This window comes from Cohaesibacter marisflavi (assembly GCF_900115225.1).
Classification (GTDB): domain Bacteria; phylum Pseudomonadota; class Alphaproteobacteria; order Rhizobiales; family Cohaesibacteraceae; genus Cohaesibacter; species Cohaesibacter marisflavi.
The window spans coordinates 109,681-122,273 of the sequence record NZ_FOVR01000002.1; the positions used below are offsets into that span (position 1 = coordinate 109,681).

The following is a 12,593-nucleotide window of genomic DNA, read 5'->3' on the forward strand; positions in this document are numbered from 1 at the left end:
CTCTTGGGGCTGGCTTTTGTTATTCGGCCAGAGCGTTGATCTTGTCGATATTGTCCTGACCAACGGTATCGGCGAACATTTCGATCACAGGAGCCGTAGCGGCCTTGAATTTGGAGCGATCAACGTCGATGACTTCCATTTTGCCAGTCGCGATGATCTGATCCCAATATTCATTGTCCTGCTCTTCAGAGATCTTGCGCTGCCATGCAATCGCTTCCTTGGCGGCGTCCTGAATGATGGCTTTCTGCTCATCATTGAGTTTTGCCCAGCTGATCATGGAAATGATCATCGGTTCCGGAGAATAGGCGTGTGCAGTCTTGGAGGCATATTTCTGGACTTCATAGAAGCGTTTGGTGAAGATATGCGCAGAAGGGTTTTCCTGACCATCAACCGTGCCCTGCTGCATGGCAGAATAGAGTTCGCTGAAGGCCATAGGGGTTGGAGATGCACCCAGAGATTTCATCATTTCAACAAAGATCTTGTTGGTCATGACGCGGATCTTCAGGCCTTCCATGTCGGCCGGTTCCTTGATGGGGCGGACATTGTTGGTAACGTGGCGGATGCCGTTTTCCATATAGCCCAGCAGCTTGATGCCGCGGCCTTCCAACTCCTTGCCAAGCTCCATGCCGACGCTGTCCAGAGACTTGTAGGCATGCGGCCGGTCGTTGAAGATGAAGGGAAGGTCGAAGATGGAAATCTGTGGCTGGAACTGGCCCAGAACAGCGGTGCCGACCAGAGCCATGTCAACAGCACCGAAAACCATGCCTTCGATCAGGTCTTTCTGACCACCCAGCTGGGAGCTTGGAAAAACCTTGACTTCGATGGAGCCGTTGCTCTTTTCGTTGACGAGTTTGGCGAAATAGTCAGCGCCCTTGCCATACGGATGGTCTGGCACGGCAATATGGCCGAGCTTGAGGGTGACGTCGGCAGCGAAAGTCGGGGCTGCGAGCGACAGGGCCATAAGGCCAGCGCCGAGAATACTTGCGAGACGGATCATTAGGTTTCCTCCCTATCCTGTCTTCAAAAAAAGCCTGTTATTCGAATGTAGCTTCGACACCGCGAGGGTGTCTGATCTGTGAGTCGAACCGCCCTCATAGCAATAGAAGCCGGATCAACCTGATTTCTTTTGGATCCTGCGATCCGGGTTTCATTTCATGATGGGGCGAGGCCTCACCTCGCTCCCTGTATGCTCCTCCTTCATAGGATCGGTTGATCCTGAGCACGCCAGTCCCCGGTTCGATTGTGGAGTTCCACCCAACGAGCTTGCGTGCCGCTTGTACAAACATCAGCAAGCCCCGTGCCAAATAGTAGCCGAAGGCGCACAAAAACGGTGTGCCGGAAGGCACAAGCGGAGCTTGCAGCCTGATCGCTCAATCATTAACCATTTGTAACATTGATGCTTTTTCACCAGTGAGCAGGAGAAGGACTCTCATGGTGATGCGGACAAATTTTTTCAAGAAGGGCTCAAAGAAAATTGGAAGAGGTTAGGAGGCTTGATCCTTAGTCTAACGAAAATGCGCGGGATTGTGCGGATTTCCAGACACCCTCAGGAGCAAGTGTCACGATATCCGCACATAGTTGCGTAGAGTGCGGGGACAAGATGCCGCATGGACCTGTTAAAACCGGCAAAAAGTCAGTTTTGGCCACTTCCTTCTATCGAGCGCCTCGACGCTTGCTTCGTTATGTGTATAAAGTTGAAGGGTTGGAGGAGGGCAAGAAGAGCGGTTCGCGGGTGGTATGGTCCGAAATAAGGGACAGCCCGATGAACTGCCCGCCGTGGTGAGGACCTTGCGGGTTGCCCTGTCAGAGAGGACCAAGGCGTGGATCAAATCGATATTTCGATACTTTACATCGAAGACGATAAAAGCGTGCAATTTGCGTATCAGCAATCCATGGAAATGGCTGGCTTTACTGTTTCTACAGCAGACAATGCGGAAGACGGGTTGAAGCTGGTGCGAAAGCATCCGGCCTCGGTCGTTCTGACCGACATCCGCCTGCCGGGCATGTCTGGCGTCAAGTTAATGGAAAAGGTACTCGCCATTGATCCGGCTATTCCCGTGGTGCTGATCACGGGGCATGGCGATGTGGAAATGGCGGTCAATGCCATGAAGCAGGGCGCCCATGACTTTATCGAAAAACCATGCAGCAACAAGCGCCTGACGGAAATCCTGCAGCGGGCGGTCGACAAGCGTCGGCTGGAGCTGGAGAATGTCCAGTCACGCTTGCAGCAAAAGGCGGCCAATGGCCCCGTGATGATTGGCTCGAGCAAGGCGATGAACCGTATTCGGGAGATGATCCTGAACATCTCGGATACAGATGCCGACGTGCTGGTGCAGGGTGAAACGGGCACAGGCAAGGAAGTGGTGGCCAATGCCATCCATATGTGGAGCGATCGGCGCAATGCCAATTTCGTGCCGCTCAACTGTGCTGCCTTCCCCGATAGCCTGTTTGAAAGCGAAATGTTCGGTCATGAGGCAGGCACCTTCACCGGCGCCACCAAAAAGCGGATCGGCAAAGTGGAATATGCGCATAAGGGTACGCTGTTTCTCGATGAGATCGAAAGCATGCCGCTGGATATTCAGGCCAAATTTCTGCGCGTGTTGCAAGAGCGCACCGTCGAGCGATTGGGCAACAATGTGCTCGTGCCGGTCGATTGCCGTGTGGTGGCAGCCACGAAGGAAGATCTTCAGGAGCTGAGCGAAAAGAAGGCCTTTCGCTCAGACCTCTATTATCGGCTGAATGTCGTTACCATTCATCTGCCACCCCTGCGCGAGCGGCGTGAAGACATTCCCGAGCTGTTTTATCATTTTGCCTTTCAGGCCGCCCAGCAATATCGGCGCCCGATGCCGGACATTAAGCCCGAGCTTATTATTTGGCTACAAACCCAGAAATGGCCGGGCAATGTGCGCGAGCTGAAACATTTCGCCGACCGCTATATTCTCGGTTTTGTGCCCCCTGAGACGGACGGCTTCTCCATTTCGGATGAAAACCGCATGAGCCTCACGGAATGTCTGGATTCCTTTGAGAAGCAACTGATTGAGGATGCCCTGCGTCAGACCGGAGGACATGTCGGCTCGGCTGCCAAGCAATTGTTGCTGCCGCGCAAGACCCTTTATGACAAGCTCAATCGCCACGACATCAAGCCCGATGCCTTTCGCTCGAACAACCTGGCGGATTAGGCCAGCTGTCGGTTGTGCGCTTACAAGGCTTGATGCCTAGATGGTGTCTTCTGATGGAACTTGCGTCGCGTCGACCCATTCGCGCCATTTGATAATGAACTCGGCCCCGCCTGCGGCATGATTCTGCGCCTTGATGGAGCCACCGGAATTCTCGACAATCCCCTTGATGATCGCCAGCCCGAGACCGGTGCCCCGCTGCTTGGTGGAGAAGTAGGACTCAAAGATCCGTGTCGGATCGGAAATGCCGCAGCCATTGTCGCGCACCCGCACCTGCACCTTACCCTCTTCCTTGCTGATCAGTATGAGCAATCTCTTCTTTTCACGATTGCTCATGGCGTCAAGCGCATTGGTGATCAAGTTACTGAAAATCTGCTCCAGACCAATGTCATTGCAGGGCACCTGTATGACATTGTGACTGGCCTGGAATTCGAGTTGCACATTGCTCTTCTTCAGTGTGGCCTGAAACAGCTTGATGGAAGAATTCGCTACCAACACGATGTTGGCATTGCCGCTGGAGATGCGATGCCGGCTGGCAAAGGATTTGAGTTCCGATATCTGTTGCGTCATGCGCTCGATATGAGAGGCCACCAGCGCCAGATTTTCGTCCACCTGCGGATAGAGCTTGCGTTCAAGCAACAGTCGGGAGGTATCAAGCAGCATATAGATGGCCGAAAGCGGCTGATTGAATTCATGCGCCAGTTCCGTCGCCATCTGGCCAATCGAGGCCAGCTTGCTGTTTTCAACCAGCTGGTTCTGCAGTTTCTGGATGCTGCGTTTGTATTTGTTGCGGAAGTTCCGATAGGCAAACAGGATGATGCCATAGATCAGCAAAGCTAGAAGGACAGCAAGTACGGCGAGCGCATAATAATAGTGTGTGCTTTGCAGCGACAGAATAGTCCAGCCATAGTCGAGAATGTCCTCTTGGATAGAAAAGATACCCGGAAGCGCGCAGCCGAACTTGGAATTGCTGTAGAAGGTCATTTCGCCCACGCTATAACAGCGCGACAGGGCAATAGGGCTCAGCAGATGCCGGACGAACTGCTTCTCCGAATCCACCTTGTCGATGGCCCGCGCGCTGATATCGCCAAGGGTCTTGTTCTTCCAGGCCTTGTTGGAACTCAGAAAGATAATGTTATGGACATCCGAGACGATGATTTCATCGGGACCGGACGCCCAGACGTCCTCCAGATCGGAGAGATTGATCTCGATTGTAATGGTACCGATGATCTCTCCGCCCGACTTCAACCCGTAGGAAATGAAGTAGCCCGGGGTGAGAGATGTGATGCCAACCCCGTAAAACTGGCCAAGTCGTCCCGCCATGGCGGCCTTGAAATAGGGTCTGAAACCGTAATTTTTGCCGATATAGCTATCGGGCCTGTCCCAGTTGCTTGAGGCGATGGTCTTGCCGGATTTATCCTGAACAAAGACGGTGGCAACGTTGGTGGCATATTTGATGCGCTGCAGGAAATAGCCGCTTTCAACCGAATCCAGATCGCCTGTGGTGATGTCGACGATCTTCTGGTTTTGCGAGAGGATGAAAGGAAGAAATTTATATTGGTAAATCGAGGATTCCAGGCTCGATTTATACATGTTGATGATCAGCTTGCTGGCATTGATCCGGTTCTTCATCTCCTCATAGAAGGGAAAGGAAATGATCAATATAAGCAGAGTGATGATGAGCAGGTGAAAGGACTTGATCCTTATAAAGGGTATCAGCTTTTCAACCATTTGCTCTGCTCGCCGTAAAGGACTGAAAGAAGCCGCAAAGCGCACATGCGCTCTAGGCCGTTGCAACATGTCATTATAGGCGTGTTTGTGCCCATCGTGCCAGCCCGCTTGCGCTCCGACCAAAGAAGAGCATCAAACACAATGGTGAAAAGGTCAGGATTTCCTTTGGAGGGAAAGGCAAAGCCGTGCGGGGTGCAGACATGCGAAAGGCCGCGAACCGCGGCCTTTGAAATAGACGAACCTGTATGAGCAAATGTGGGCTCATTATGCTCATTTGACAGCAGGGCCCTTACAAAAAACAATGCCTGCTTATGGTTCTGATCGAGAACCCAAGGCTAAAAAAGCAATGCTCCAGTAACAAGGCCGAATGTGAAGCATACAGAGAGTATGCTCAAACCGACATAAAACATCTCTTTCCTCCTTAGACTTGCTGATCATCCCGTCAAGTCACGCTTTTATTAGACCGCAACAGGATGAAAAAGTCTCTTCACTCTTACAATTATAATGTAATGTCGTTAACAAATAATACAACATTCAGAGATGCTTAAAGTTCCATATAGCCTTTTCGGCTGGCCGCTGGATGGGCATTTGGCTGGACATGAAAAAGGGGGCCCGATGAGCCCCTTTCCCTTTAATTTTCGCTGCGACAAGAGAAGGCTTCCCCATGAGGGAAGCCGGCCTCTCCTTAGATATCAACCCAGCCGTCGTTGAGGTCCGCTGCATACAGTGCGTCAATAGCAGCCTGATTGGCGCGTGAGCTTTCCAGCGTGAAGATCGTGGCCTCCTCACCGGCGATCTTGTCGCCGAAGGCCTCGACCTGAAGCTGGTACTGATAGGCACCCTGGAAGGACCATTTCTTCATTTCGCTGCGATTGTTGTTGTAAAGGCAAACATTCACTGCATCGTAGTTCAAGGCATTGAACGGTGCGCTTACTTCAATCAACCCTTTGTCGCCATGGAATGACATGCTTTGCCGCAAGGCAAGCTGGGTGGAGCAGTAGAAGGTCATGTCAAAGCTGCCAAAATCATATTGGCAGTTGGCATAGATATCCGTCCCGAAATCTGGATCGCGCTCAATGGAAGCTCTGGCCCTAACCGGGTCTTTACCGGTGGCAAAACGGGCTGTCACCGTCGGATATACGCCGATATCAGGCAGTCCACCACCGCCCAGCTCGACCTTGTTGCGCATGTTGTCTGGATCAACATTGTAATAGCTGAAGGCGCCCTGAATGTGACGCAAGGTGCCGATTTCACCATTGGCGATCAAGTCACGCACCAGCTGCCATTGCGGATGGTAAGTGACCATGAAGGCTTCGCTGGCGACAAGGCCGCTTTTGTCCCGAGCTTCAATCAGAGTATCAATTTCCTTGGCATGCAGGGAAATCGGCTTTTCGCAAAGGACATGTTTACCTGCTTCCAGACAGCGCTTGGTCCACTCCACATGCTGGGATGTTGGCAGCGGAATATAGATTGCGTCCACCTCCGGGCTGCTAAGCAAGTCTTCATAACTACCATAGGCCAGAGGCATGCCAAACCTCTCGGCAAAGGCGTCAGCGCTCGCCTGACTGCGGCTGGCAACAGCCTGCAGGGTTCCGTTTCGCGATGCTTGAATGGCTGGTACCAATTGCTCTCTGGCAATTTTGGCGGTTCCTAGAATGCCCCAACGGATCATTTTTCTCTCCCGTGTTTCTTATGTAATTCTAACAGTTGATATGTGTCACTAACAAAGGTCAAGGCCACAATTTTGCTCGGATTTTGACACATTTACCATTAAATCAGACACTCCGATATATATGACATGGAGTGTGGTGGTGCCCAAGTACAATTTATTTTTTCACTCAAAACAATTGCCTGAGACCTTCGAAGAAGGCGAAAAGGATCTTGCTGCCTTGAAGGCTTGGAGCAAGTCGTTCGAAAAGTTCGTCGTCAATCCAGGCAGTGTTTTGAAACAGTCTCTTATTGTCACGTCTGAAAATGTTGAAACCGTGACGCCGGGTGAAACCTTGTCAGCCTATGCCGAGATTGAAGCTCGGAACAAGGATGAAGCCGTTAAGATAGCCAAAAGCTGGCCGATTCTCGATAGCGGGTTTGTCTTGATTTCCGAGGTCGTGGATATGGAACTTGACTAGGGCAACGTCTCTGTTTTGAGAACTTTACCTCCTTCAAAGCTGGGTTGAGTTACGTTTACCTGCTTCTTATTGGGTGTGTGACGCATATGGGACATATATGAAATGTGTTGCAATTTTTTGCATTGTGTTGCATATTTTTGCGGAATAATGCAAAACTATGCACGGCGCATGGTCCATCATGACAGACCTTACACTCAACAATCCTTCCGTCAGACAGACCTTGCTGCGATCCCGACTGGAGAGCGGTGAGCAGCTCGTCGCTGTCGACTTAGCCAATGAATTCGGTATTTCCCTCGATACCATCCGCCGTGATCTACTCGCGTTGGAAGACGGAGGGCTGGCGCGACGGGTCAGAGGTGGAGCCATCCCGGTTCGTTCAGCAGCCACGCCTTATACCGAACGAAGAGCCGAGCCAGCGGCCAACCATGACACGCTTGCAAAGGCCTCCTTGCCACTGATCAAAAGCGGCATGACGATTATTCTGGGAGGCGGAACGACACTTGTCCGTCTGGCGGCCTATCTCGAGCCACTTGACGATCTGTTTGTCATCACTCCCGCGCCTGCCATTGCCTCGATTACGCTTGAAAAGTCGATCCAGACTTATCTCGTTGGAGGGCGGCTGAGTCCATGGGGCGCGTGTGCTGTTGGGTGTGAAGCGGAAGCCGCACTGGGCAACCTCGCCGCAGACCTTGCCTTTCCCGGTATCTGTGGTCTGGACCAGGCATTCGGGTTCAGCATGGATTATACCGATGAGGCTGGTATGACCCGCGCGATGATCAAGGCGGCCAATGAAGTCATTCTCGTCTGCGCGAAAGAAAAGGTCGGCCAGCGGGCGCGGCATCGTATTTTGCCGGTTAAAGACATCACCACTATTGTTACAGACGCCGACGCACCCACGATGCAGCCATTCGGGGATGCCGGTGCGGAGATCATTCATGCATAACCCTTCGACATTCGCCAATGCGCCCTTGCCATGGAATGGTCTCCGCACGCCGAGGAAGGCCGTTTCGGCCATGTTTATGCTCAATGGGGCCTTTTTCGGCATGTGGGCTTCGCGCGTACCGGCCATTGCGCAAATGCATCAACTCAGTGAGACCATGCTTGGCATTTTGCTACTGAGCATGTGCGCCGGGGCTATTGTCTCCTTCCCCACAACCGGCAGTCTGGTGGAACGCTATGGCAGCGCGTCTGTCACGAAAGTTGTCGCCCTTGTCTATAGTGCGGCGCTTGCCGGTCTAGCCTTCGCTCCCAGCGCCCTGCTGCTTGGAGCTGCCCTGTTTGCCTTTGGGGCGGCACACGGGGCCATGGATGTGTCCATGAATGCATGGGCCGGAGAAGTGGAGAAAGCGCGCGGTAAGCCTATCATGTCTTCCTTTCACGCCATGTGGAGCCTCGGGTCGGGGCTTGGGGCAGCAACAGGATTTCTGGCAGTGCATCTAGCGCTCAGCCCGATGGTGCATTTCTTGATTGGAGGTGTAGTCTGCCTGCTGCTGGCGCTTCCTTTTGGCTATGTAGCCTGGTCGTCGCCACGCATCGAGCGCAAGCCGGGCGCCAAGCGAGCTTTGTTCGTCTTACCCAAGGGGGCCTTGGCGCTCGTGGGCATCATGGGGCTTTGTGCCGGGCTGGGCGAAGGGGCCATGGGCGATTGGGGTGCCATTTTCCTCGTACAGGTCGCCCAGACCAACGAGGGCACGGCCGCTCTTGGCTATACCTGCTTTTCTGTCGCGATGGTGGTTATGCGTCTTGCAGGCGATTTCATTATCAGTCGGTTGGGAGCGGTGAGGGCTGCGCGTATGAGTGGCCTTCTCGCCGCAAGCGGGTCGTTGCTGGCTATTTCCTTTGCAAGTCTTCCTGCCATTTTTGTCGGCTTTGCCATGATGGGACTTGGCTATGCCTTCATAGTGCCTTTGGCCTTCTCGCGTGCTGGCAACGATGATACCATGTCGCCCGGTCCGGCCATCGCGGCCGTGGCGACCTTCGGCTATGGTGGGGGACTATTTGGGCCGGTAGCCATCGGCTTGCTCGCGGATACCTTTTCCATCCGCTGGGCGTTCCTGCTGCTTTCCTCTCTGGCTCTGCTTATCATTCTGTTGGCTCCCAATCTTGCTCCGCCCCAAAAGAGCGCGGCGCGTTAACGGCACGGATTGCAACTTCTGTCTGTTTTCTTGCGTATAACTCCGCAGGCCGTGTCGATAATGTGCCTTCAAGGCATGAAAATTTGTCAAAAATTACGTTTGTTTCCCGCCTTTTCCTTGCAGCCTTGGGAAATTTGGCTAGTGTGGGGACCAACAAAACCAAAGCTTTCCAAAATCGGAGGAAATACAATGCTCAAATGGGGTGGAACTCTCCTCGCAGCCGCCGCTGTTGTGGCAACAGCTGGGCTGGCTCATGCCGAAACACGCGTGACCTATAAATCTGCGAAAACCTCTTCATCCTACTACCAGATGGGTGTTCAGATCGCCGAAGCCATCAAGGCCGGTACCGACGGTGATATCATCGTCACGGTCGAAGAAAGCCAGGGCTCTGTGCAGAATGTCATGGAAGTGCGCGGCCGTGGCGCCGACTATGTCTTTACCACGCCGCCAGCACTGGTCGGCCTTGCGCAGGCTGGCAAAGGCGCCTTTGAAGGCAAGACAAGCCCGAAATTCGCTGACATCCGGGCGCTCTTTCCGATCCCGAGTCTGACAATGCATTTTGTTGTTTCCAAAAACAGCGGCATCACGGATTTCGCTGGCATGGAAGGCAAATCCATCCTGCTCGGCAAGGGCTCTTTTGGTGCACGCGAAGGGGAAAAATATCTCAAGCTGTTTGGCCTTGAAGGCAAGATCGATCTGGCCGAGGTAGAACTGTCCAACGCAGTGCCGGCTCTTAAGAATGGCCAGATTGACGGCTTTGTCACCTCCGGTTCCTATCCGGCACCGAACGTTGTGGAAGCTGCCGCATCCACTGATGTAACAATCCTGTCCCTTTCCGAAGAGCAGATCGCCAAGACCAAACGTGCAAAGCTGGTTATTCCGGCCGGAACCTATGCCGGGCAGGACACGGACGTTGAAACCACCTCGCTGCCGGTTGTTGCCTACGCAACCGCAGCCATGGATGAAGCCACCGCTTATGAACTCACCAAGACCTTCTGGGAACAGAAAGCCAAGATGAGTGAAACCGCACCATGGTGGAAGGGTGTCAACAAGGCACTGATGAGCAACATCACCACCAAGCTGCATCCTGGCGCTGTAAAATATTATAAGGAAGCCGGTTTCGAGCTTTCCGAAAGCCAGATGTAAGCCAGCATCTGATCAAGACAAAATGAAGCCGTGGCCCTTTCGGTCACGGCCTTGTTATACCTGCCCTTTAAGGCTCTTGGACCTCCGTAAACCCAAGCGCCATTCAACGATAAGAAACTGATAGAAAAAGAGCCGTCCCATGATGCAAGCCCCTGAAGTCAAGAGCCTGCCGATCCGTCTGATTGTAACCTTTTTGGCAATCGTGCTCGTGGTCTTTCATCTTGGACTGATCTTTTCGGGCTTGACGCCCAATCTGGTCTCGCGCCCCATTCATATGGCGCTGGCTCTGCCATGGATTCTCATCATCGGCACGCGCGCTGGAGAGGGCAATCAGCTCTATCGCTATTCTGGCTGGCTGCTCGCTGCTGCCGGTATTGCGGCCTGTCTTTACATCGCGATCAATCAATCCGATCTCATCGATCAATATGGGTTTCTTGAGGGCAACGGCCAGATCCTCATGGCGAGTGTACTGATTGTAGTCGTGCTGGAAGCCGCAAGACGCGCCATCGGCTGGCCTCTGCCCATCGTTGCCTTCCTTGCGCTGATGTATGGCTTGTTCGGTCAATATATTCCCGGCGAGTTCGGTCATTCGCCCATGCCGTTGGGTTCTTTTCTTGGGACTCTGACGATTGCTGAGGGTGGTCTTTGGGGCAGCCTGACAGGTGTTTCCGTATCAGTGGTTGCCATCTTCGTTATTTTCGGCGCGGTGCTCAATGCCGGGGAAGCCGGGCAGGGCTTCATGAATGTGGCCGCTGCGGCCGCCGGGCGCCTCACGGGTGGCGGTGCCAAAGTGTCTGTGGTTTCTTCTGCGCTGTTTGGTTCCATTTCCGGTTCGGCCAGCGCCAATGTGGCTTCCACCGGTGCGATCACGCTGCCCGCCATGACGCGTCTTGGCTATCCCAAGAAATTGGCAGGGGCCGTGGAGGCGGTGGCGTCTTCGGGAGGGCAGATCATGCCGCCATTGATGGGGGCAGGCGCCTTCGTGATGGTCGAGCTGACCGGAACTCCCTACACGTCGATCATTATGGCGGCGCTGCTACCTGCTGTCCTCTATTTCTTTGCCGTATGGATCGGCATCAACGCTTATGCAACAAAATTCGAGCTCTCCGGCATCGCCGAGGAAGACCGTCCGCCTTTGCGGGATGTGCTGATCACGTCGGCATTCTTTCTGGTGCCCTTCTTCGTGCTCTTGTGGGGTATGTTCGTGGCCGAATACACGCCACAATATGCGGCGAGCCTGTCCATTTTGGCTGGCGCTCTCATGCTCTTCATCAACCGCAGTCTGAAGGCCGTGCCCAGCCAGATCATCCGGCGCTTCGAGATTGCCTTCAACACGGCAGCCAGACAGGTTGCCATGATCGCCTCGATCATCCTGTGTGCAAGTATTATCATCGGGGTGCTGTCGGTTACGGGGCTGGGGGTCAAGATCACCTCTCTGATCCTGTCCGGCTCATCGGGCCTGCTCTGGCCATCTCTGCTGCTGACGGCGCTTGCCTGCCTTGTGCTGGGGATGGAGGTGCCAACCACGGCTGCTTACGTCATTTGCATATCCGTCGCAGGTCCGGCATTGGTGGAATCGGGTCTTGAGCCTCTTCAGGCCCATCTGTTTGTCTTCTGGTTTGCGCTTCTCTCCACGATTACGCCACCGGTCTGCGGCGCCGTGTTCATTGCGGCAGGCATGATAGGGGAAGACTGGCTCAAGGTAGCGCTTGCGGCAATGTCCCTTGGCATTGGTCTCTATATCATCCCCCTTGGCATGATCGCCAACCCCGAGCTGATCCAACTGGGGCAGCATCCAATTGAAGCCTTGCTGGTGGCCTGTCAGGTCGGGGCTGGTCTTGCTGCCATTTCCTACGGGCTGATCGCCAATTACCGGTTGCCCCTGCGCATTGGGCTGATCCTTGGCGGGCTATTGATCGTCTTCGTGCGTGCGATGTTCTGAGAGAAACATGATGCTTTTTTGACACCTGTCTGTCTAAAAATCAGAACATTTTGAAGGATTTGTGAATATTTTTGCCGAAGAACATGCCGAATACTCTTCTTTTTGAGCCAAATTAGACTTTTTATTGATTCTTTGATCGACTTTTGAGCAGCGATTGCGCAAAAAGTGTGCGCTGTTAGTCAAGTCTTAACAATTGGGACAAGTCTGTCCAATTGTGGTCGATGGCTGTTCGATGTGCCGCGCAGGGATTTCTCTAAGTCAGAGTCCTGTCCGGTTGAGCAGCTTGGTGGAGCGGCCAGTCCCTGAGGGCTTTCAGGAGTGCCTGAGGGGGCGG

General features: G+C 53.6%; 9 protein-coding genes. 6 read left to right on the forward strand and 3 right to left on the reverse strand.

Translation table 11 applies throughout. The features are described from left to right. Positions 1–19 precede the first annotated feature (19 nt). Entirely contained in the window at positions 20–997 is a 978-nt protein-coding gene (locus BM258_RS04005) for a TRAP transporter substrate-binding protein (RefSeq protein WP_090069196.1), read from the reverse strand. A gap of 823 nt (positions 998–1,820) precedes the next feature. Between BM258_RS04005 and BM258_RS04010 the strand changes: the two genes are divergently transcribed. Then, the gene (locus BM258_RS04010; protein WP_090069198.1) at positions 1,821–3,179 is read left to right on the forward strand and encodes a sigma-54-dependent transcriptional regulator; all 1,359 of its coding nucleotides are present in this window, start codon (positions 1,821–1,823) and stop codon (positions 3,177–3,179) included. A gap of 36 nt (positions 3,180–3,215) precedes the next feature. Here BM258_RS04010 and BM258_RS04015 read toward each other — a convergent pair whose 3' ends face one another. Together BM258_RS04015 and BM258_RS04020 are read right to left on the reverse strand one after the other, a co-directional pair. Further along, complete coding sequence (locus BM258_RS04015; protein WP_175527908.1) at positions 3,216–4,907, reverse strand: ATP-binding protein; 1,692 nt, start codon at positions 4,905–4,907, stop codon at positions 3,216–3,218. A gap of 685 nt (positions 4,908–5,592) precedes the next feature. Further along, positions 5,593–6,579, reverse strand: coding sequence for a Gfo/Idh/MocA family protein (locus BM258_RS04020; protein WP_090069204.1), 987 nt, complete (start codon positions 6,577–6,579; stop codon positions 5,593–5,595). A 139-nt stretch (positions 6,580–6,718) separates the two neighbouring features. On the opposite strand from BM258_RS04020, the gene BM258_RS04025 reads away from it, so the two are divergent. The 5 genes from BM258_RS04025 to BM258_RS04045 all read left to right on the forward strand — a co-directional run bounded on the left by BM258_RS04025 (position 6,719) and on the right by BM258_RS04045 (position 12,259). Further along, on the forward strand, positions 6,719–7,036 hold the full coding sequence (locus BM258_RS04025) for a YciI family protein (protein ID WP_139229194.1): 318 nt from the start codon (positions 6,719–6,721) through the stop codon (positions 7,034–7,036). Positions 7,037–7,214: 178 nt separating this feature from the next. After that, positions 7,215–7,979, forward strand: a complete 765-nt coding sequence (locus BM258_RS04030) for a DeoR/GlpR family DNA-binding transcription regulator (protein ID WP_175527909.1) — start codon at positions 7,215–7,217, stop codon at positions 7,977–7,979. Continuing rightward, positions 7,972–9,171, forward strand: a complete 1,200-nt coding sequence (locus BM258_RS04035) for an MFS transporter (protein WP_210186650.1) — start codon at positions 7,972–7,974, stop codon at positions 9,169–9,171. Before BM258_RS04030 ends, BM258_RS04035 begins: the two co-directional genes overlap by 8 nt. A gap of 189 nt (positions 9,172–9,360) precedes the next feature. Then, entirely contained in the window at positions 9,361–10,317 is a 957-nt protein-coding gene (locus BM258_RS04040) for a TAXI family TRAP transporter solute-binding subunit (RefSeq protein ID WP_090069211.1), read from the forward strand. Between the two features lie 139 nt (positions 10,318–10,456). Beyond that, positions 10,457–12,259, forward strand: coding sequence for a TRAP transporter permease (locus tag BM258_RS04045; RefSeq protein ID WP_244544591.1), 1,803 nt, complete (start codon positions 10,457–10,459; stop codon positions 12,257–12,259). Positions 12,260–12,593: the final 334 nt, after the last annotated feature.

What these genes read in the sequence shown, in the direction of transcription:
- BM258_RS04040 (WP_090069211.1), top strand. Translation starts at nt 9,361, where the DNA reads ATGCTCAAATGGGGTGGAACTCTCCTCGCAGCCGCCGCTGTTGTGGCA.
- BM258_RS04045 (WP_244544591.1), top strand. Translation starts at nt 10,457, where the DNA reads ATGATGCAAGCCCCTGAAGTCAAGAGCCTGCCGATCCGTCTGATTGTA.
- BM258_RS04015 (WP_175527908.1), bottom strand. Translation starts at nt 4,907, where the DNA reads ATGGTTGAAAAGCTGATACCCTTTATAAGGATCAAGTCCTTTCACCTG.
- BM258_RS04020 (WP_090069204.1), bottom strand. Translation starts at nt 6,579, where the DNA reads ATGATCCGTTGGGGCATTCTAGGAACCGCCAAAATTGCCAGAGAGCAA.
- BM258_RS04030 (WP_175527909.1), top strand. Translation starts at nt 7,215, where the DNA reads ATGACAGACCTTACACTCAACAATCCTTCCGTCAGACAGACCTTGCTG.
- BM258_RS04005 (WP_090069196.1), bottom strand. Translation starts at nt 997, where the DNA reads ATGATCCGTCTCGCAAGTATTCTCGGCGCTGGCCTTATGGCCCTGTCG.
- BM258_RS04035 (WP_210186650.1), top strand. Translation starts at nt 7,972, where the DNA reads ATGCATAACCCTTCGACATTCGCCAATGCGCCCTTGCCATGGAATGGT.